Origin of the sequence: Chromobacterium haemolyticum (assembly GCF_002081825.1) — a bacterium.
Classification (GTDB): Bacteria; Pseudomonadota; Gammaproteobacteria; order Burkholderiales; family Chromobacteriaceae; genus Chromobacterium; species Chromobacterium fluminis.
The window spans coordinates 36602-56207 of the sequence record NZ_MUKU01000032.1 but is presented as its reverse complement, the minus strand read 5'-3'; the positions used below and the strand labels follow the sequence as shown (position 1 = coordinate 56207).

Annotated in this window: 24 protein-coding genes; 5 read left to right on the top strand and 19 right to left on the bottom strand. The window is 55.3% G+C overall.

Features of this window, described 5'->3' with window-relative positions; genetic code table 11:
• Positions 1–248 precede the first annotated feature (248 nt).
• Positions 249–1079 (top strand): hypothetical protein, encoded by an 831-nt coding sequence (locus B0T39_RS19235; RefSeq protein WP_141111310.1) that lies wholly within the window; start codon positions 249–251, stop codon positions 1077–1079.
• Between the two features lie 273 nt (positions 1080–1352).
• Here B0T39_RS19235 and B0T39_RS19230 read toward each other — a convergent pair whose 3' ends face one another.
• The 8 genes from B0T39_RS19230 to B0T39_RS19195 all read right to left on the bottom strand — a co-directional run bounded on the left by B0T39_RS19230 (position 1353) and on the right by B0T39_RS19195 (position 8265).
• Entirely contained in the window at positions 1353–1937 is a 585-nt protein-coding gene (locus tag B0T39_RS19230; protein WP_081549441.1) for an HvfX family Cu-binding RiPP maturation protein, read from the bottom strand.
• A gap of 11 nt (positions 1938–1948) precedes the next feature.
• Positions 1949–2620: an HvfC/BufC family peptide modification chaperone gene (locus tag B0T39_RS19225; protein ID WP_081549440.1), complete on the bottom strand. Its 672-nt coding sequence runs from the start codon at positions 2618–2620 to the stop codon at positions 1949–1951.
• A gap of 19 nt (positions 2621–2639) precedes the next feature.
• Positions 2640–3479, bottom strand: a complete 840-nt coding sequence (locus B0T39_RS19220) for a DUF692 domain-containing protein (protein WP_081549437.1) — start codon at positions 3477–3479, stop codon at positions 2640–2642.
• Positions 3467–3769 (bottom strand): hypothetical protein, encoded by a 303-nt coding sequence (locus B0T39_RS19215; RefSeq protein ID WP_081549435.1) that lies wholly within the window; start codon positions 3767–3769, stop codon positions 3467–3469. Before B0T39_RS19215 ends, B0T39_RS19220 begins: the two co-directional genes overlap by 13 nt.
• Positions 3770–3796: 27 nt before the next feature.
• Complete coding sequence (locus B0T39_RS19210; protein ID WP_081549455.1) at positions 3797–4723, bottom strand: MBL fold metallo-hydrolase; 927 nt, start codon at positions 4721–4723, stop codon at positions 3797–3799.
• Positions 4724–5099: 376 nt separating this feature from the next.
• Positions 5100–5903 carry an NAD(+) diphosphatase gene (nudC, locus tag B0T39_RS19205; RefSeq protein ID WP_081549434.1) on the bottom strand — a complete coding sequence of 268 codons (804 nt, stop codon included), beginning with the start codon at positions 5901–5903 and terminating at the stop codon, positions 5100–5102.
• A 27-nt stretch (positions 5904–5930) separates the two neighbouring features.
• Positions 5931–7064 (bottom strand): YbdK family carboxylate-amine ligase, encoded by a 1134-nt coding sequence (locus tag B0T39_RS19200; RefSeq protein ID WP_081549432.1) that lies wholly within the window; start codon positions 7062–7064, stop codon positions 5931–5933.
• 4 nt (positions 7065–7068) lie between these two features.
• The gene (locus tag B0T39_RS19195) at positions 7069–8265 is read right to left on the bottom strand and encodes a cation:proton antiporter (protein WP_081549430.1); all 1197 of its coding nucleotides are present in this window, start codon (positions 8263–8265) and stop codon (positions 7069–7071) included.
• A 163-nt stretch (positions 8266–8428) separates the two neighbouring features.
• Here B0T39_RS19195 and B0T39_RS19190 point away from each other — a divergent pair, with 163 nt between their 5' ends.
• Positions 8429–9229: a zinc-dependent peptidase gene (locus tag B0T39_RS19190; RefSeq protein WP_081549428.1), complete on the top strand. Its 801-nt coding sequence runs from the start codon at positions 8429–8431 to the stop codon at positions 9227–9229.
• A 1-nt stretch (position 9230) separates the two neighbouring features.
• On the opposite strand, the gene hpaR is transcribed toward B0T39_RS19190, so the two are convergent.
• Positions 9231–9680 (bottom strand): homoprotocatechuate degradation operon regulator HpaR, encoded by a 450-nt coding sequence (hpaR, locus tag B0T39_RS19185; protein WP_081549426.1) that lies wholly within the window; start codon positions 9678–9680, stop codon positions 9231–9233.
• Positions 9681–9997: 317 nt separating this feature from the next.
• On the opposite strand from hpaR, the gene B0T39_RS19180 reads away from it, so the two are divergent.
• Both B0T39_RS19180 and B0T39_RS19175 read left to right on the top strand, forming a co-directional pair.
• On the top strand, positions 9998–10312 hold the full coding sequence (locus B0T39_RS19180) for a hypothetical protein (protein WP_081549424.1): 315 nt from the start codon (positions 9998–10000) through the stop codon (positions 10310–10312).
• A 93-nt stretch (positions 10313–10405) separates the two neighbouring features.
• Positions 10406–11083 (top strand): glycoside hydrolase domain-containing protein, encoded by a 678-nt coding sequence (locus B0T39_RS19175; RefSeq protein WP_081549453.1) that lies wholly within the window; start codon positions 10406–10408, stop codon positions 11081–11083.
• Between the two features lie 45 nt (positions 11084–11128).
• Here B0T39_RS19175 and B0T39_RS19170 read toward each other — a convergent pair whose 3' ends face one another.
• From B0T39_RS19170 to B0T39_RS19145, 9 genes are all read right to left on the bottom strand, one after another.
• Entirely contained in the window at positions 11129–12223 is a 1095-nt protein-coding gene (locus B0T39_RS19170; RefSeq protein ID WP_141111307.1) for a rolling circle replication-associated protein, read from the bottom strand.
• Between the two features lie 397 nt (positions 12224–12620).
• Positions 12621–13271 carry an H-NS histone family protein gene (locus B0T39_RS25250; protein WP_141111306.1) on the bottom strand — a complete coding sequence of 217 codons (651 nt, stop codon included), beginning with the start codon at positions 13269–13271 and terminating at the stop codon, positions 12621–12623.
• A 60-nt stretch (positions 13272–13331) separates the two neighbouring features.
• Positions 13332–13568, bottom strand: coding sequence for a hypothetical protein (locus tag B0T39_RS25245; protein ID WP_141111305.1), 237 nt, complete (start codon positions 13566–13568; stop codon positions 13332–13334).
• An 85-nt stretch (positions 13569–13653) separates the two neighbouring features.
• Positions 13654–14700: a zonular occludens toxin family protein gene (locus B0T39_RS19160; RefSeq protein WP_081549418.1), complete on the bottom strand. Its 1047-nt coding sequence runs from the start codon at positions 14698–14700 to the stop codon at positions 13654–13656.
• Between the two features lie 2 nt (positions 14701–14702).
• The gene (locus B0T39_RS19155; RefSeq protein WP_081549415.1) at positions 14703–14978 is read right to left on the bottom strand and encodes a DUF2523 domain-containing protein; all 276 of its coding nucleotides are present in this window, start codon (positions 14976–14978) and stop codon (positions 14703–14705) included.
• Positions 14975–16330, bottom strand: coding sequence for a virulence factor TspB C-terminal domain-related protein (locus B0T39_RS25240; protein ID WP_141111304.1), 1356 nt, complete (start codon positions 16328–16330; stop codon positions 14975–14977). Before B0T39_RS25240 ends, B0T39_RS19155 begins: the two co-directional genes overlap by 4 nt.
• A gap of 55 nt (positions 16331–16385) precedes the next feature.
• Positions 16386–16700 carry a hypothetical protein gene (locus B0T39_RS25235; protein ID WP_141111303.1) on the bottom strand — a complete coding sequence of 105 codons (315 nt, stop codon included), beginning with the start codon at positions 16698–16700 and terminating at the stop codon, positions 16386–16388.
• Positions 16700–16900, bottom strand: a complete 201-nt coding sequence (locus tag B0T39_RS19150; protein ID WP_114152472.1) for a major capsid protein — start codon at positions 16898–16900, stop codon at positions 16700–16702. Before B0T39_RS19150 ends, B0T39_RS25235 begins: the two co-directional genes overlap by 1 nt.
• Positions 16901–16962: 62 nt before the next feature.
• Positions 16963–17277 carry a hypothetical protein gene (locus tag B0T39_RS19145; protein ID WP_081549412.1) on the bottom strand — a complete coding sequence of 105 codons (315 nt, stop codon included), beginning with the start codon at positions 17275–17277 and terminating at the stop codon, positions 16963–16965.
• Positions 17278–17435: 158 nt separating this feature from the next.
• Here B0T39_RS19145 and B0T39_RS19140 point away from each other — a divergent pair, with 158 nt between their 5' ends.
• A complete protein-coding gene (locus B0T39_RS19140) occupies positions 17436–17825 on the top strand; it encodes a hypothetical protein (protein ID WP_081549409.1) in 390 nt (129 codons plus the stop codon).
• A 13-nt stretch (positions 17826–17838) separates the two neighbouring features.
• On the opposite strand, the gene B0T39_RS19135 is transcribed toward B0T39_RS19140, so the two are convergent.
• Complete coding sequence (locus B0T39_RS19135; RefSeq protein WP_081549408.1) at positions 17839–19605, bottom strand: putative bifunctional diguanylate cyclase/phosphodiesterase; 1767 nt, start codon at positions 19603–19605, stop codon at positions 17839–17841.
• Between the last annotated feature and the right edge of the window lies 1 nt (position 19606).

Sequence of the window (19606 nt, the reverse complement as noted above, 5' to 3'; positions counted from 1 at the left end):
AAATACGGGCTCCGGGCGCAAAAACAGCAGCTTCAGCGACGCTGGCTGCGTCAAGTTGCTGAAAATTTTATCTGTGTGAGGGCATGCTTGGTTTTTGATTGCCTGAAGCAGGTTTCTGGAAGTCCCCAATTGGCTCTGTAGGGGCACAACACGTAAACGGCTCCGCATCGAACTCCGCAAGGAGCAATTATCAGACAGGCCATTTGACTGGCATAAGCAGTGCAAGCCTTCCAGGTCCGAGTTCTCAGTTGGTGAAATCGCTGGATCCACACCGGCTGAATATTGTCGGCGAGTCCCACCCTGAATCCGGACCGCGCCGCCAGGAAGAGAAGGCGTACATTCAATCACTGGGCATGCAGAACGCTCAGTACTGGAAAGAAGATCAGTTTCAATATAGCCAGACCAGCGGCGGCTTTAAGCTGTTTGGCAAGTCCTTCCTGACCAAAACCACCGAACAATTTGGCGACTCCGTCATGCTGCGCTTGGAAATGCGGCTTGCCGATGTCAAAGAGAAGTTCATTCCCTTGGCTGAGCAGTTCGCCGCGGGAAACAATCCGCCGGCGCTGGGGGTTGCTGGCTATCCGCTGGAGCAGGCATGGAATAGTTTCGTGGAAAGCGCATTCAAGACGGAGTCCAAGCAGCTTTTGCTGACCATGCACGAACTCCTGGCCATAGACGACAAGCAATCTATCGATCAACTTCAATCCTTGCATCAGCATATCGAACAACTGAGCCATAAATACCAGACGCCCGGCGCGCTCAACGCGCAAGATGTTCAGACCCAAGCCAAGGCTTTGCTGCAGGATTGGGCTGTAGCGGAGAAGTTATTCTGCAGAGATGTCAAGGCGGATAAAGCACTGGACAGTTCCGCCTCCCTCAATAAGCAGCGTTCGGCGGCAATGGCGGCTTCAGCCCAGGCCGCAGGTCATTCCGTCGGCGTGTGGAAAGTGGGTCAAAGTCATATAGACGACATCAAAAACGCGCCTGGTTTCGATGAGCGCGCTCTCAACTACAATATCCTGACCAAGGATGAGTTCAATCAGGGCCTGGCTTTATGGGCCCAGCAACAACAACCTTAGTCTGGAAACCTTGTTTTGACATGGCGATGCATGCGTTCTCGTAGTCGCCATGGCTAATTCGAAGACATAAAAAGACCCCAGCCAAATTGGCTGGGGCTCATGGTCATAACAGGAGGCCGACATGAGGATGCCAGCTACTGCCTGTTATAGGCGGCCGGCATGTAGGTTCGAACTGACCAAAAGGCTGGCGTCCCACCATGGCCGACAGGCGAGCTCTGAAGCGGAGCTCCCCGCGTCACATTTCATTAGCTGCAGTAGGTTTTGAAACGCTTTTTAAGTGGCAAAACGCTTGCGCAGCCAGTAGTCCAAGCTGACGTAGCGGCCACCGCCGTAAAAGAACAGCACCAACAGCATGACGAAGTAGGTGGCGGCGAACTCCATCCCGTTGTTCAGGATGACCGGGTCGCCCAGTTCAGTGATGTAGTTGTAACGACCGGGGAAGTTCTCTGCCAGCCAGGACAGGAAGCCGGCCAAGCGCTGGCTGGACTCCATGTCCTTGGCGGCAATGGCCAGCCAGCCGCGCGGCAGGTGCACCATGGCGCTGGCCGCGCTCATCAGCACCATCATGGGGATGGCCATCACCCGGGTGAACAAGCCGAGCGCAATGCAGACCAGGCCCAGCACCTCGGTGGCCACCGCCAGAAAGGCGAACAGCACGGGGAAGGGCAGGCCCAGGCCGCCTTCGCTGGCCGGAGCGCCGAACCAGCTCACCGCCGCGCTGAAGCCGACCACCTTGGAGTGGGCGCCGACGTAGATCACCGGGAGCAGATAGAGGCGGACGCCCAGCAGGGCGATGAAGTCGTATTGTTTGCATGCTGCAAGCGCTCGGTCGAAGCCATTCATTATCTTGGCAATCATTTTCGTATTCCTCATATTGGGCGGCCGGCGTCGGACGCCGGCGCGCGCATGTCGCGCCTCTGTATCAAGCCGATGGCGAGCGCTTCCTTGAGCCAGGTCCAGAGCGCGTCGAGCGGAACTTCAGCCGACAGATCCGGATAGGTGCAAGGCGTCCGCAAGGCTTCAAGCAGCCAGCGATCTAAAGCGCTCAGCGGTTTCTGGATCACCTGATGACGGGCGTCGCGGAAGATGGCGTAAGGGCCGGCAAGGCCGGCGAAGTCCAGTTGGATATCAATGCAGGCCAGCGTGGGATTGAGCGAGAAGACTGAGCGCTCCGTCACTTCGCTTGTGGATGGCGGCGTCACGAGAGCTTCGTCGATTTCCACGCTGAACAGCAGCCACTCGTATTCCAGACATTGCCGCAGATCCGCGGGCAGGCCGGCTTGGGAAAAACAGAGAAACTCGGTGGCGATGTGGTGGAACTCGGGGCTGGACGAGGCGTGACCCGCCAAAAAGTCGTCGATGCTGCCGCGCAGCTGCTCAGCCGACAGCCTGGCGCAGAACAAGGGGAAAACATGGCTCAGCACTTCCTCGATATTGCCGCGCAGAAACTGGCGGTAAAGCTCGACGGAACGCTCGCCCAAGGCCTCCGGGCCGCCCCGCAGCCGCTGGCTGAAGGTTTCGATGTCCGATATCGCGTTCATGATGTCTCCTTTGCCGCGCTCAGGCGGCCTGGGCCGCGGCTTGGTGGAGGCACTGCCGCAGTTTGGCCGCTTCAGCGCATAACTCGCTCCACGGCGGCATGCTGTTGTCTCGCTCCAGCAGCAAGGGACGAGAGCCATGCTGCGCTACGGCGTATCGGGCAAGCTCCAGAACTTCCTCGCATACGGCCGCGCCATGGGTGTCGATCAACATGCCGTCGTCGCGGCGCCAGTGGCCGGCGATGTGGAAGTAGCGGATGGCCTGGGACGGCAGATCGGCGATGAAGCGTCGCGGGTCGTAGCCGTGGTTGCAGGCGTTGACGTAGACGTTGTTGATGTCCAGCAACAATTGACAGCCGCTCTGCTCCACGACGGCGCGGATGAAATCCGCTTCCGCCATCTGGCCGGGGTGATTGTGGTAATAGCTGATGTTTTCCAGAATCAGCGGCCGCTCCAGGGTGTCTTGGGCTTGGCGGATCTTGGTTGCGATGCGCGCCACGGCCGTCTCGTCGCGCGGAATCGGCAACAGTTCGTACAAATAACCTTGCCGATCGCGGGAGTAACTGAGGTGGTCGCCGTGCAGGCGGATGCGATAGCGGTCGAGAAAGCGCTTGGCGCGCTGGAGATAGTCCGCGTCCAGCGGCAGCTCGTCGCCTATCGACAGGCTGAGCCCATGCGAGATCAACGGGTATTTCTCCGCCAGGCGGTCCAGCTGCTCGCGTTTGCGGCCGCCGATGTCCATCCAGTTTTCCAGCGTGATTTCCAGGAAGTCGATTTCAGGCTGCGGGGGGTGATCGGCCAGCCATTGGGCATGTTCGGCGCGCAGCCCCACGCCGACGGCCTGTTGATTTATTGTCCGCATACGCCCTCCACCATTTTTCCCTTGCCGGTTTGGTCGGAGTGGACGCCTTGGCCGGTCTTGCCGCACTTGCCGTCGCGAGCGCGGACCAGTTGATCTTGCGGGTTGTGCTTGATGTCGGCTTTTTCATACATCTTCACCGTGCCGCACTTGCCGCTGGCGCATTTGCCACCATGGCCGCTTTGGCTTTTCACCTCCTGCTCCGGCTGGCTGGCTTCCGCCGCCAATGCGGCTTCGGCGCTCAGGCCGAGCAAGGATGTCATGGCGATGGAAAGAATGATCTGTTTTTTCATGTCGGTTCTCCTTTGGGATGGCGGCGCTCAATGCGCCGGGAAGCATGAAAGGTCGCGGCTGGCGTAGAGCGGTCCTTTGTAATAGCGGCGGACAATGGAGATTGATTGCTCCTTGAGCCGTAGCCCCTTGCCCATAAAATGGTTGAGTACCAGCTGCTTGGGTTTCACCGCTGCGGCGATGCGGCCGACGACGGACGGCTTGGCGTGCAGGAAGGCGGAAGCGGGGTCCGCCTGCTCGTCGATGGCGAGCGGCATTACCAGGATGTCCGCATTCTTGGCAAAATCGAGAAAGTGCGGGTTGCTGCCGTTCTGGTCGGCGGAGATGACAATGCTGCCGTCTTTCGTGTCTATGCGATAAGCCAGGCAGGGCACGTCGCCATGCGGAATGCCGAGCGCGCTGATGCGGACGCCGTCTTTTTCATACACGGTGGTCGGCGTGGTCTTGCGGTAGTCCACATTGGACAGCGATACCTTCAGCGGAATAGCGCCCTGACCGGAGTAGAGGCCGGACAGATAGGCGTAAGCGCCGCTTTTGGCGTTGAACTGGGCGTTCATGAAGCCGCTCAGGCTGGGAAAGCCGGCGCCGCCCGTTGGGCCGGACATCTGAATGGCGCGCGGCGAGCTGAAGAAGTAGCTGCCCTTAAGCAGCGCGGGCAAGTCCGATACATGGTCGGTGTGGAAGTGGGTGAGGCCGATGAAGCCGACGTCTTCCAGCCGCGCGCCGGATTGGCCGAAGCGCAGAAAGGCGCCACCGCCGGCGTCTATCATCGCCACGGGTTTGTTCTTCCACCAGATTAGCGAGGCCGACGAGGCGCGGCCGTCGTCGGAGATCGGCCCGCCCGAGCCCAGCAATTGCAAGGCGTAGTCTTTGTTTTCGCATTGAGTTGGGCTGGCCAGGGAAGCGTTGGCTGCGCAGGCCAGCAAGAGGGATAAGGCAAGCATGCGGATTTTCATTTTGCGCTCCTTGTGCGGCGCGGTGATTTGGCCTGAGGAGGGAGGCCGGCCTGCGTCATCGCCGCCGTATTTCATTGAATTCGACGAGATTTCCCCTTGCAGGCGGGAGTCGCGTCGCTTTTGCTATGACTAAAGCTTATCACCGCGCTTATATCAGCATTACTTTTTGTATTTATGGATATGAGTAGAAAAACTTATATGCAAGAGCGAAGATCCCTTGAACATTTGGCGATGGGCGACGGCGGGAGAGCGCGGAGGAAGTAGACGGGGACAGCGTCAAAACGATGTGGAGGATCAAGCAGACGCGCCGGCCTGCTTGTGATGGAAAGATGGATAGGGGTGCGAGACGGGGGCCGTCCGCCATGCGGCTAAGCGGCTAGGCCCGCCCCTCGTCCCGCGCGCGCAGCCACGCTACGGTGTGATTCAGCAATTGATAGGCAATGGAGATGGGCGTCGGCGTTTGCGGCAGGGCGTCGATGTCGAACCAGCCGGCGTCTTCGATTTCGCCCTCCTGAGGTTGGATGTCCCCGCTGTCGTACTCGGCGGTAAAACCCAGCATCAGCGAGTGGGGAAAGGGCCAGGATTGCGAGCAGACGTAGCGCAGATTCTTGATGCGCACGCCCACCTCTTCAAACGCCTCGCGGTGCACGCATTCCTCCAGTGTTTCGCCGGGCTCGACAAAACCGGCCAGCGCGCTGTAAACGCCGGGGACGAAGTGAGGGCTGCGCGCCAGCAACAATTGCCGGCCGCGATGGATCACCACCATCATCGCCGGCGACAGCTTGGGATAGTAGAGCTGGCCGCAGCTGGAACAGCGTTTGCCGCTATCGTCCGGCCGCTGAAGCAGCGGCCCGGCGCAGCGGCCGCAATAGCGATGAGTGCGTTGAAACTGGCGGATTTGCGCGGCGCGGGCGATGGCGGGCGCCAGCCCGGAAGGCAGACTGAGCAAGGCCGGCCGCAGGGCCAGCCAGTCGCTGCCGGACGGCGGCGCGCCCACCAGTTCCGCCAAGTAAAGATTGTGACCATCATGTACGCCGATGAACAGCTGCTGGGACAAAGACCAGCCGCGCGCGCGCTCATCCGGCAAGGCCTGATCCAACAGCAGAATCTTGGACCCTTCGAAAATGCAGTAGCGGGCAGGCAGCGCGGGGTCGGGCAGGGCGGGCAGGTCGAATGGCATGGCGGCTTGTGGTAATGTGGTAGCCGCTCAGTTTACGCCCACTCCCGGCGCCGCGTACATCCAGTGTTCGCTTTGTCGACGCACGACTTCGGACAAAGAACCGCTGTCGTCGAACACTTGGCGCAGCCAAGCGCTGTCCGACTGTCGTTTCAGCACCCGCTGACGCAAGGCGGCCAGTTGCGTCTGATTGCCCAACGCCTCGGCCTGCGGCTCCAACTGATTCAGCGTGTTGAGCAAATCCTCCTGCAGTCCGATTTGGCTATTGTTGCCGGCATCCACCAACATGCCGTCAAAACCGAAGCGGCAGGCCTGGAAGCGATTGTAGCTATAGGTCAGATAATGTTCCTGACACACCTCGTCCTGCTGCTCGCCCAGGCAACGATGCGCCAGCATCTGCGCATAAGCCGCCAACAACACCGGGGTCTCCACCGACAACGGCGTATCGCAAATGCGGATTTCCACCGTGCCGTATTCCGGTTTGGGCCGGATGTCCCAGTAAAAATCCTTCATGCTGGCGACAATGCCCAGATTGGCCATGCGCCGGAAATAGTCGTTGAACTGCTCCCAGTTGTTGACGCAAGGCATGCAGCCGGACAGCGGAAAGGCGTTGACGCTGGTCAGCCTTGAGGTCTGGAACAGCGTATCCACGCCTTGGTAGAACGGAGAGGAGGCGGACAGTGCGATGAAGTGCGGGATGTAGCGCGCCAGATAATGGGTCAGCCGCACCGCGCTGTCGCCATCAGGGCAGCCGATGTGAATGTGCTGACCGTAGACGGTGAATTGCTTGGCCAGATAACCGTACAGCTCGGATACCAGGTGATAGCGTTCTTTGGGATAAATGCGTTGCTCGTCCCAATGCTGGAACGGATGCGAGCCGCCGCCGGCCAGACCCAGGTTCAGTTTGCGCGCGCTGCTGACCAGCAGCTCGCGGATGGCCAGAATTTCCTCCAGCATCTTGTTGACATCGCTATGCACGGCGGTGCCGATTTCTATCATGCCCTGGGTGATTTCCGGCTTGATGTCGAAACCGTGTTGCTGACGATTCACCTGCAGCAGCAAATCGTCCGAGCCGCGGGTCAAATCGTAATCGCGCCGATTGAGAATCATCAGCTCCAGCTCCACCCCCAGGGTTAGCGGCTGACTGCGGTTGAATTCCAGCATCGTCTCACTCCTGCGGCCGGGTTTCGCCGGCCAGCTTCAAGGCCAGGCGGGTTAGCACCGGCGCGCACAACTCATTGATCACCAAGATGGCCATCATCACCCCGCTGAAGTTGCCCGCGGCGGCCCCAAGGGAAATCGCGCCCAGGCTCATCAGCAGCGAAGTGCCGCCGGACCAGGAATTCAGCGCCAGCCCCAGGCAGGCGCCATGGCGCTTGGGCAGGCCATTGGCGCTGGCGGCCAGCCACCAAATCAACACGGCGAAGCCGGTTCGCAACAGCAGGCAGGCCACCGCCACCGGCCAAAACTGCGCCAGCGACTGCGGAGCCAATTGCGCGCCGGCGGCCACGAAGAAAGCCACGGTAAAGATATGAGCCGACGACATGATGCCGCGTTCAGTGACGGTATGGCCGTGCTTGAGGTTGCGAGTGGCCAGGCCGGCCGTAAGCAAGGCAAGGGACGGTAAGACTTGCAGCATGTCCGCCACCCCGACGACCAGCGCGATCAAACCGAACAACATGACTTTCTGCGATTCCCGCTGTCGGCCGCCCAGCCAGCGATTAAGCTGGATCGCCGCGAGACCGGCCAGCAAGCCCAGTGCACAGGAGGCCAAGGTTAGCCAGCCCGGCAGCAAAATACCGCTTTCCACCCCGTTGTTGCCGGACAGATGCCCATAAGACAAGGCCAGCGCGAAGCAGGGCAGCGCCAGCAGATTGGACAGCGCGGTGGCCACCAACAGGCGCTCGCTGACCTGACCGTCAGCGTTAGATTCCCGCACAATTTCCAGTGTGACCACCGGAGAAGTGGCCACGCCCAGCGCCGCCAACATCAGGCTGGCCGCCAGCCCCAGGCCAAACAATTGCAAGGCTGCGAATAGGCCGAGCAAGGTCAGCAGACAATAGAACAAGGTGGTCAGCAGCAAGGTGCGCTCCACCCGCAGCCAGCGCAGATCCACGCGGCGGCCGGCCTCAAACAGCGCGATGCCCAAGGCCAGGTGCACGAAAATGGACGCTTGCTGCAGTAGCTGCTCGTCCAGCAGCCGCAAGCTGTGCGGACCAATCAGCAAGCCAGTCAGCACATAGCCGACAATGGCGGGCAGCCGCGCCACCCGCACAGCGATCTGGCCGCCTATCACCCCTAGCGACAGCAGCACGCCAAATGCCGCTAAAGGATTGAGCGCCAGCGTTTGCCAAGGCAGGCTCATGATAATTCCCCCGTTTATTTTATGATTTTGACTGTTGCGCTAGCCTGGGCCGGCGCAGCGAAAGCGGAATGTTGACGTCTTGCGACAGATCGGATGGGGTGCGCATTGAAATGCGCAAAATCGCCCTCAGAGTAGGAGAGACGATAAAACGGGACGAGAGTTCATGGTGATTGAGTGGATTCGCCGCGCGCTATCCGGCAAAACCGCTCCGGAAACAATGGCTGCGTTGCGCGAACAAGCTGTACGCATGCCGCTGTTGGCCGGGCTGAGCGAGGCGGAGCTATCGCGCCTGATCGAACTGGCGGCCTGGGTTTTGCGCAGCAAAAGCTTCTCCGGCCAAGACGGGGTGCGCTTAAGCGCCCGCTCATGCGCCAGCGTGGCCCTGCAAATGGCGCTGCCCGCCATGAATCTGGGCAAAGCCGCCCTGAGTGGCTGGAACGACGTGGTGCTGTACCCGTCGCCGTTTGTCGCGCGCGACATCTGGATGGACGGCATAGGCCTGCAGCATGAGAGCGAGAGCGTGCTGATAGGGCAGGCCCGTCAGGACGGCCCGGTGGTGTTGTCGCTGCCGGACGCGCGAGCTTCGGAGCAACTGGACGGATGGAATGTGGTGGTCCATGAAGTGGCGCACAAGCTGGACATGTTAAGCGGTCCGGCCAATGGCTCGCCGCCTTTGCACAAAGGAATGAACCAGGCGCAATGGAGCCGCGTCTGGTCTCAAGGTTATCGTTTATTTTGTCGCATGCTGGACCGCGGAATCGATCCTGGCTGGCTGGATCCGTATGCGGCGGAGAACCCTGCGGAATTCTTCGCCGTGTTGAGCGAGGCTTTTTTCGAGCTACCGCATCATCTCAAGCTGGATTGCCCGGAGCTATACGAGCAGCTTGCCTTGTTCTACCGGCAAGATCCGGCAAGGAGATTGCCCGAACCCGAGGGGGAACCCGCCCCAGGGCCCGAGCTCTGACTCAGCCGACCCGCGGGGCCGGCAGTTTCTCCAGATCATCCAGCAAGCCCAGCAGTTGCGCCAGTTTTTCCTGGCCCAAATGGCTTTCGATCTGTCGATAACAGTCTTCCGCCAACGGGGAGATTTGTTGAATCAGCTCACGCCCGTCCCGCGACATTGAAATGATCAGGCGCCGGCTGTCAACATGGTCGCGCTGGCGATGGATCAACCCCGCTTTTTCCATGCGGACCAAGATGCCGGTCAGGCTTGGCGGTAGGATACAAGCCCGGTCCGCGATAACGCCGGCCTCCTGATCGCCAAAGTCCTCCAGCACTCGCAGAATGCGCCACTGTTGCTCTGTCACCCCGTAACGGTTGAGGATCGGGCGGAAGTAGGCCATCACCGATTCTCGTGCCCGCAGCAGGTGCTGTGGCAGCCGTTGATTATGTAGTTTTATGTTTTTGTTGGTCATTTAGATCGTTGCTTCCGGCTGCGCGCAGCCAGTGTTGCTGGTTATCGCTCTCGCGGGCGAACTCGACAAATAAAATGCCATGCAAATATCTGTCACATATTTACTTTATTCCAAATTTTAATCCAAAAACAAAAAAAATAGCATCTCAATACCATATATCCTTCGAATTAATTATGCATACCGGGCGAAGTAACGGGCAAAAGCACCAAGCGGCATGGCCTCTAGGCGTGATATTTTCGTCACCGTGACGATAATTTTGAATTTCCGTCACGGTGACGCATAATTAACTTAGACAAATAAGCAGAGGAGGGCTGGCGATGAAGAAAGAACAGCGGCAAGGTGAAGCCAACACCGCCGCGACCAAAAAGCGCGGCCGTCCTAGCACCGGCCTGGCTATGTCCGGAGCGGAACGACAACGCAAGTACCGGGCAAATACCGTCACTGTAACGCTAAATGACCAGGAGTGGGCCCACCTGACCAATATGCTGGAGCAAGCAGTAAAAGCCGATCCATCGCGTTACGGCGAGTCCGATTTCGCGCTGGCCAGGAAAATCTACAGCGCCGCCATCAAAGGCAATCCGCCGCCGGATTGTTTTCACAAGCCCGCGACCAAGCGTCAAAACGAAACATAGTCATTCCAAGACGCAACCATCCCAATGGGCACTGCGCAAGACGCCGCCTGGCTTATGCTGATGAGTGTTGTTTTTTGCGTGGGACTAATGAAGATGAACGCCTCTTACAGTCCAAGCGGAATCTACGTTGAAGCCGCTGCGGCCGGCGCGCATGGATTTGACGCCGATACGCCGCTGTCCCTGGAGCTCGCCCGGCAGTTCGCCGCCTCCGGCTACCAATTTTGTGTTCGTTATCTCTCGCTAGGGTCCGATGAGTACGCCTCAGACCTGTCCGCAAGCGAGGCGCAGGATATTCTTGAAGCGAGCCTGGCTTTGATGGCCGTGCAACACGTGAGAGAGCCCGGTTGGTCGCCGAATGCGGCCATGGGCAAAAGCGACGGCCAAAACACCGCTGCGCACGCGAAAACGGTCGGATTATTGCCCGGCGTGAACATCTGGTGCGATCTGGAAGGCGTGGCGGATGGGACGGCGGCGCAGGATGTGGCCGACTATTGTTCGCAATGGTTTGAAGCGGTTTCCGCCGCGGGCTACGCGCCAGGCTTGTATGTAGGTTCCGACGCGGGACTGAGTGGAGCACAGTTGTATGAACTGCCTTTTCAGCATTACTGGCAATCTTGCAGCAGCGTGCCGGAGATCCCGCAACGGGGCTACCAAATGATGCAAACCCTGGTGCCTCAGCTGGTGAACGGGATCGGCATCGACGCAGATCAGACGCAAACCGACCAGTTGGGCGGCACGGTGAGATGGCAGGCTCTGGCGGAGGGGGCTTGACGATGAAGGCGGCGAAGAACTTGGGGAGCTTTTTCCCTAGCTTCCTTAATTTGACATAATATACATTATGCGAACCTGAGACGCAGAAAAAAAAGCCGCCCACTCTCGATCAAGCTGCGACTCATGAAAGCGCAGATCGTCGCGGCCCATCGCTTCAATCGCTTTGCAATACAAGCGGCCAAGCTTTTGCCAATATTCCGGCGTGTCCGGGTCATCTCCAAACATAGGACTACGGAGTGACCCGGTCACTTGTTTCTGACCAAGTTGAACGACTTTCCCACCGCCTTCAAGGCACTCACGGACGAAATCGCGCAAGCCAATGTCTTCACGCCATGTGTCGTGAGCGACTGAAACGAAGGTCTTTACGTCCATTGGCGTTACCGTAACGCCATTACGCTTACCGTCAAACTGGACAATGAACGGCGAAGCCATCCACACACCCGTAGCTAGGCTGATCCAGCCGCCGCCAATCGCGCGACGCACCTTGTAATCCTTGTTGTCCCAGACCGCACGAATCCAGCCAGGCGCAAGAATGTAAGCGCGCTCTTCACGCTGATCATCTGTAAAGCCCCCGGCGCCGTAAAGCCTCGCGCCTACCGGCAACTGCCAGCCGTCCCCGCCTTTGCTCGCATATTTCGCAAGATAGCCCACCGCATTGCGGGCCCACTCGATACGTGTGGACCCATGCGGCCACCAGCCCTGTTTATCAGGCTTGGGAAGCGTCAGGCCACGCGGAAGAAAGAACACAAGGTGATAATGAGGCTTGCCGGCCTTGGTAAGCTCCAAAACCCACACATACCGCAGCTGATGGACGCCGCGCCGCTTGAGCCACTTGCGCACGCGCTCAAGCAGGTCAGAAACGTGACGGGGGCTGTAATCAGCATCAGGACGATAGGTCAACGTCAGCATGGCAGCTTTGGGCTTACGAAAGCCCTTCGCTGAGACGTGTTCCGCATGAATTCTGGCGGACGTGATGACGGTCCGCTTCATGCGCTTGAGGCGGCTAGCACGCGCTTCAAAGAACCGCTGCTCGTGCGTCGCACTTGTTGAATATAAGACAAGCCCATGCGGACGCTTCGCGTCCTGACGACTAAGAGGCTTGGAAATCGGACCTTCAGGGTATATAGTTTCGGTGTGCATGGCAGCCTGTATCTGTCGTGTTCGCAACACCCCCCAAGATCAGCTGCAACTGACTTGGGGGTTTTTCATTTGGAGTAACGTAAGAATAACCCCAATTAGGTGACATTGTGAAGTGATTATGACGCCCTACTACGGCCGCTCGATGGCGGCCTAGTCCCCCTACCCCCACGGCGGGCACAAAACGCCCGCATGGGGCCCCTAGGGGCGCTTCGCGGGGCTACGGAAGCGAGCGGGTGAGAGAGCTATGAGAGGTCTTCAGAAGAGCCGGGGCGAGAGGCAGAGGCCCAAAGAATTTCGTTACGGTAACGGAAAATAGATACAAAAAAGCCCAGGGCGCACACCTGGGCATTTTTAGAAGCGGGGTTTTCGTTACGGTAACAAAAAGAAGAATTGAAAGTTAGTCATGGCGGACCCACAAATCGTCAATCTGGCCGCCACCATCAAGCCAGTTTTTAACCCACACAGGCTGACGCCCCCTACCCGTCCAGGTAAGCATAGGTTCATCCGGATGAACGTAGCGCACCTGAAAATTGTTTTTCGTTACAGTAACGGCTTTAGTAGTATCGGGAATTTCCGTTACGGTAACGGGTTCTTTTGACTGGGCCTGAACCTGGGCCAGCGCCTTCTTAACACGCGGCTTTTTCGTTACGGTAACGGGTTTGTCCTCAACATCCTCAATTTCCGTTACGGTAACGCTTTCTTGGACGAGTTGATTTTCCGTTACGGTAACGGACGTAAAATCAAACGATTTAGAATATTCAGCCGGCAATTCATCATTAAAGCGAGAATTGTAAACAAGCCTCATTAATTCAAAGGTCTCTTTACTCGAACTAAAATACGTGCTGCTTCTTGCGGCAGCGTCAATGACACAAATCAAATTAACCCACTGATCATCAGTTAATTCTAAGTGATGCTTAAATTTTTTAGAAAGCCTAAATATACGCTGACGCTCAGCATTGGTTAATGCTTTGCCACTCGCAGGACGGCCACGTTTCTTAGCAGTCGGAATCAATTCAAGCGTTGCGCTGTCATTCATGTCTTTAGCCATTTGCGTAAACTCCGTTTAGATAATTCATTATCCGTTATGGTAACGAATAATGGAAGTTATTTAATTGGAATTCTCAAATTCTTTTATTCTCCGTTGTAATTTAGCAACTCTTATTTTTAAAGCCCTGGCAATTAAATCTTTTGAAGGCGGCTTAATTAATCTATCGAAATATTTTTCGATTCGCCTTGAACTAAATAACATTCCAGCAAAGCTAGAAACTCCAAAGCCAGAGAAAAAGGCAAAAAAAGAAACAATTAAACAAAGCTTGAGAATATCAAAAATTTCAATCGTTTGCATTTTAGTTAACCCCGTAGGAAAAACTTAAAAATAAGAACTAGACCATACGCTGAAAAAGCTAGCATTAATAACCAAAACAAATAAGTCATTTCTTAACCTCTATCTGTTGAGTTTTAATGTTTGTCGTTTGTGGCGGCGAAACCTGTTGATCAAGATACGGGTTATAGCGAGGCTGCTCCATCTCAGACAAGCACTGCTCATTCGACATCGCAACTACCGTCCCTTGCTGTGTAAACGCCTTACAGCGCCCTTTGCTGGCGATATAGCCCACAACCATAGGCATAGCTTTTACAGAGCGCTGAGCATCATATAGCGGAGCTGTCTCAGGCCTTCCAGCGATACGCGGATGCTCAGCCTCGTAAATCGAAACCGCCGTCACATCCGCCTGAGGACGCGCCGCCGGCTGCGCCGTCGTCGCCACCTCAGGCGTCCGATCCGGCTGCGTTAAACTAGGCTGAGCCTGCTCGCCCTGGTGCATCTTTCGATTAATAGAACGATACGCAAAAAAGGCCAATAGCAAAGCAATGACAATAGAAAATCCAATAACCCAAACATAAGTAGGCATTCGCTTATCAACTTTAACGTGAAGACTAGCGCTTTTATAAAGACCAAATACTTTCTTGGGTAATTTGTAGTTTCGCCGTGCAGCAATATCGCGGGAGGTTTTACTCTTTGGGTCTCCACACTCGGACCACTCATAAAGCTTGCGGCCAAAAGGCAGCGCACGAATATGGACATGTCGACCCACAAGCGGACGGACATTGGAGTCTATTAAATGCACGCCCTGAGTAATCAGCCAAATATCAATGCCGGTATGGCGATGAGTTTCAATCGCCGCAACATGGTCAGGAACGCGGCTACCAGCCGCACGCGGTCTATATACGGTCTGTGCTTCATCGACTAGAAGGATTGCATTAGGCGGGAATTGAAAAACAGGACGCTGGATTGAAGGGTCTTCCGGCAAAGGCACGAGCTTTGTCCACTCTGCAACCGGCGGCGCCACTTCATGCGGTATCTTTAGCTCTGAAATACCCATCACAAACAAAGGACGCTCGCCCTGCTCTTCAAGCATCATAGAAACAGCTAACGCTGATTTGCCCGTACCAGGATCACCAGTAATTAGAGTCAACATAATTATTTGCTCTTGAAGTCAATGCGCTTAAACGAACCCATAGACAAGCGAAAAGCAAAGGCACCGACAATAATACCTAACGCTTCACCTACACCGGCCAAGCCAAATAAGTTTGATACAACAACAGGCAAGCCATTCAAGCTATTTTGAATATAGCCATTTAGTTGCGTCAAAATCATTTGAATGCCGCCAAAAGTAATTATCGACAAGCCAAGGCTCACTAAAATCTGAGCAATAAGCGGTTTCACCATCGAAATTAAAAAGCTTGCAAGATTCATGACTCACCCTTCCTTGCACCAAAACAAATGTAATAAGCAGCAACAAATGCAGCCAAAAGAATGACCGTCTTCATAGCCGAAGCAAATCGACAAAACCACTCAAAAGAATAATGGTACGTCATCCCATTCGATAGCGTAAAAACATAATCAGGCGGACATGTGGCAGGAAGTGAAAAGGGATTCCATTCAAATGTGACATTTTGTGTGGATTCCGGAATAGTAATTGTCGGAGGATCACCATATTCCGAGCAACCAATAGAATTGGGATGCTTGTCACAATCTGTTTTTTGTTCCTCAGGCGGCTTTGTTGTTGTCGTATTCGAATTAGTTGTGCAAGAGCCTGCACCCGTACACGTATTTGTTGTTGTCGTTGTCGTAGTCGTTTTTCCAATTTTGATTTCACCGCCGGCCTTGCCATCGCCTTTGGGGGTATAAGTGGTCTGAGTCTCTGTTTGCCATTGCGATTCTGTACCGTCAGCGTTTTTTTTAGTGCCCGATGCAGAAACAGACTTTGGACCGGTAACAGGATCACCAGAAGTCGTTACAGGCGTATTGTCATCCAATTCAAAAATAGTCCCCTCTTTCATAAAGCCTTCAAAAAGAGGTTGCGTATAGTTGTAGTAATAGTCTTTTGCCAAATTGTCGATATCATTTTGAGTGGCGGGCGAACTCTGAGCATATTTGACCGGCGTCGTTTCTCTGCACCAGTAATAACCCGCATACTCTCCGCCACCGACAGGAATGTTGTTTCTGTAGAAACATTTATCAGGATTAAAAGAAGGACCGCCGCCCGTAGTTTGAATACAAACCCAACCTGGAATATGTACTATAAAAGTACCCTTTTGACCCCAAGCGAGTGAATACATATCACAATCAGAAGCATTAGACTCATTAATGCCGCTTGCAGGCGCATTCCAGCATCCGCCAGCCTTCATTTCACATTGAGCATCTTTCATCATCTCCCAACCTTTTTGAACAGCATAATCAGCCAAAAGATTGGCAACAATGGCACCTGGATTAATGCGGCCCTTTTTAAGCGCTGAAGCAGCCGCAGCAGCAGCCGCAGCGGCGGGAATAGGTATTTGATCAAGAATGCGTGACTGGACTAGATTGGACTCCATATTGACAGCAATTTGCGTAGTCACCCGCGCATTTTTAGCATCGTCTAAAGCAACCTTCATTACGGTATCAGATAGCTTTTGAGCGTCAGAAGCGGATGTCACTTTGCGAGTAATTGAATCACCGTAACGATAATAGGTGCCAACTCTATAGCTTCCCGCAAAAGAAAAACTAGCCGCCGCCGAAATCATGACGCCCACTAGAAAATATAGAAACAGGCGCATTATATTCATTTGAATAGCACCATTCCTACAAACAAAATAGAAATGAAACCAGCGGCAAAATAAATCATGTCAGCGCCCTTTTTAAAACAAGAATGCCCCATACAATAATTGCCGGCGTCAAAACCAGCCAACCTAATGAGACGCCGTCAAAAATAAGCTGCTGAGGATCACATTCAGCAAATTTAGGCACAACAAGCGAGCTAGAAACTAAAACAGCCCCATCGGGGCTGTTACGGTAGTTATTTAGCTGCCAGCTATGCCCGCTCTTCTCAAAAGCCTGATAGCCAGTCTCAGTAATGCGCGGAGCAGTAGACGTGTAAAGCGCGTCCGCTGCCGACGCCTGATCCGAATAGCAGGCATAGCCGACAGCGAAGCCCATCACACCGCCTTACGCAGCCATTTGAAGCCGGCAATGCCAACCATCACAACGAGCACCAAGCCACCGACGATAGCGGCGTCAGCGCCGGAATCCTTGATGGCCTTGGTAATCTCCTCAGAGACAGCAGCGTTGGCCGATGCAGCAGCAGCCATTGCGAACAGACCCAGGGCGAACTTGCGGGCAACATTCATATGTTTCATTTCAATCTCCATGGCTACAAATGGAAAAGGTCCGCACACGTAGCCAATGCGCAGACCGGGGGTTAATCTTCAATCGCGGAAAAAACGTTGATGACAGCACGTTTCTTAACAATCTCGCCGGTAACTTTGTCTTTACTATCGAACGGCTTGCCGTAGTAGCCAGTACACTGAACCTTGATGTGAACATCTTGTCCGATGTCGCCCAGGCGCTTGCGGGAGCGAACCTCTACGACCCCCGGCATGCTGTATTCATCCGGGGCTGGCTGGATCACTTCGGTGTGGACGAAATCATCGGACTTGCGGACGGCTTTGATACGGCCAATAACGACGGCCATATTTGCCGAGAGAGAAGGTTTGGAAGTCGGTTGTTCAGCCATTTGAGAACCTCTAGCACGTTGGAATATCAGTGCAGCTGGCGGGCTGCAACGCTGATAAAATGATCTGTCAAGAACGAAACTAACCCCACACAGGGGATAGTCTGAACAGAAGGCTAACCCCTAGTTGGGGATATGGCAAATAATTAAGGATTGTTCGAATGAAAACATTCAAAGACTACGTAGAAGAAATTAAGCAAAAAGAAGGGCTTACGAGTGATTATGCTGTTGCAAAATTGCTGCTAATCGACGTAAAAAAGATGAGTGACATCATGGGAGGAAGAAGACAGGCACCGCCAGTAGCGGGATATGTCATAGCTGACATACTCGGACTTGACGCAAGAGAGGTAAAGGCTTGTTTAGACTATGAATACACGAAAGACCCCGTAGCAAAAGAGTACATCAAGAGCATTTTTTTGCGGCATTCGCGCAACGTTGCCGCTTTGTTCCTAGCGATTACGATGCTAGGCGCAGGGCAAAATTCAGAAGCCTCTACAATAGGTAAACATGACAAAGGATTAGACTTAACTGCCCATTATGCGAATATTTGAAAGCGGCGCGATATCACCCCCGTCGCTTGCCTTGCTCCCACATCTTCCACCATGGCAATACCTTAGATGCAGGCATGGGCTTGGCGATGCTGTAGCCCTGACCCAGATAGCAGCCTAGCTGCATCAAAACTGGCCAATACTTCTTGCGCTCCACGCCTTCAACAATAAAGTCGATAGAACGACTCTGACAAAACACCGCCATGCACTGTATCAGTGAAGCGTTGAAGGAGCCTGGCTCCAATTCCTGCGCAAAAGCCTTGTCCAGTTTGATTTCGGTGATTGGGCAGTTTTTCAGGTAGGTAAAGGACGTGAAGCCCGCGCCAAAGTCGTCTATAGACAGGGACACGCCCCTGGCGTGCAATTGCTCAATCATTTGCTTGGCCTTGACCGGGTTGATGACTAGAGCGGTTTCCGTCAATTCCAACACCAGTAGCTTGGGGGGAATCTTGTAACCGGCCAACCGCGTCATCACTTCTTCGACGAAGCGACCATCTTCCAGCATCCTCGCAGAAATGTTCACCGCAATCTTGAATGGTTCCTGCAACTGCCTGATCCAGAGCTGTTGCTGGGACAGCACCAGCTCCAGCGTCAGGTATGTAAAACGACTCAAGAGATTGCAAGACTCCAGCGTGGGCATGAAATCATCGGGATTCACCTGGCCCTGTGCAGGGCTGTTCCATCGGACAAGGGCTTCGAAGCCGACTACTTCCTCGGTGTCCAGCCGGACTTTTGGCTGGTAATGCATTTCCAGTTCCTCGTGCTGGATCGCTCGGGTTAGCTGGGTAATCAAGGCCTGAGTGGTTTGTCCCGACTTGGGCCAGGGTTTGTCGTTTTCGCCCGCGTACAAGGCAACGGAGCCGAGGTTGCTTTTTGCCTGGTACATTGCGATATCAGCGCAGGACAACAGCTGGGCGGGATCGCAGCCATGCTGCGGGCACATGGCCACGCCGAAGGAGGCGCCTATCGACAAGGCGTGTTCGCCCACCAGAATCGGCGCGTCCAGCGTATGCCCCACTTTCTCTGCCAAGGCCAACGCGCACTCCGCGCCATCCACCTCCAGAAGCAAGGCGGCGAATTCGTCGCCGCCCAGGCGCGCAATGGTATCCGAGCCTCGCAGCAGGCTGGCGAAGCGCGCGCCGACTTCCCGCAACACCAAATCGCCCGCCTGGTGGCCCAGTTTATCGTTGACCTCCTTGAAACGGTCCAGATCTATCATCAACACGGCAAACGGCAGCTGATTGCGAGCGTGCAATGCGCACAACTGGTCCAGGCGATCGAGAAACAGGTTGCGGTTGGGCAAGTCGGTCAGCGAATCGTACAGGCTGCGGTGTTGTAATAGCTGTTCGGTTTCACGCAGCTTGGCCTGCATTGCCGCCACCCGCACGCCGTCGCTGATGGTTTGGCGCAACCGGTCCTCGGTCAGCTCGAACTTGGGTAAGTATTCGTATACGCCCAGTTTGATGGCCTCGGCGGCGATTCGCTCATTGCCGGTGCCGGTGACCGCCACGATCAGACAGGATTGGTTGCGTTGCTGGATGGACGGCACCAGTTCGCGGCCGTCGCCGTCGTCCAGTTTGAAATCCAGAAAAACGAAATCAAATAGCTCTCGGCCCAGCAGGCTCAAGGCGCTGGCCTTGGAGTCCGCTTCCAGGATTTGCGAACATAAGGCGTTTCTGTGCAACAGGCGGATGATGCGCTCGCGGTCGACGTCGTCGTCGTCCACCACCAGCACGCTGACTTGCTGCGGAGCCTCTTGCAGGCATTCGACATCGTCGATCATT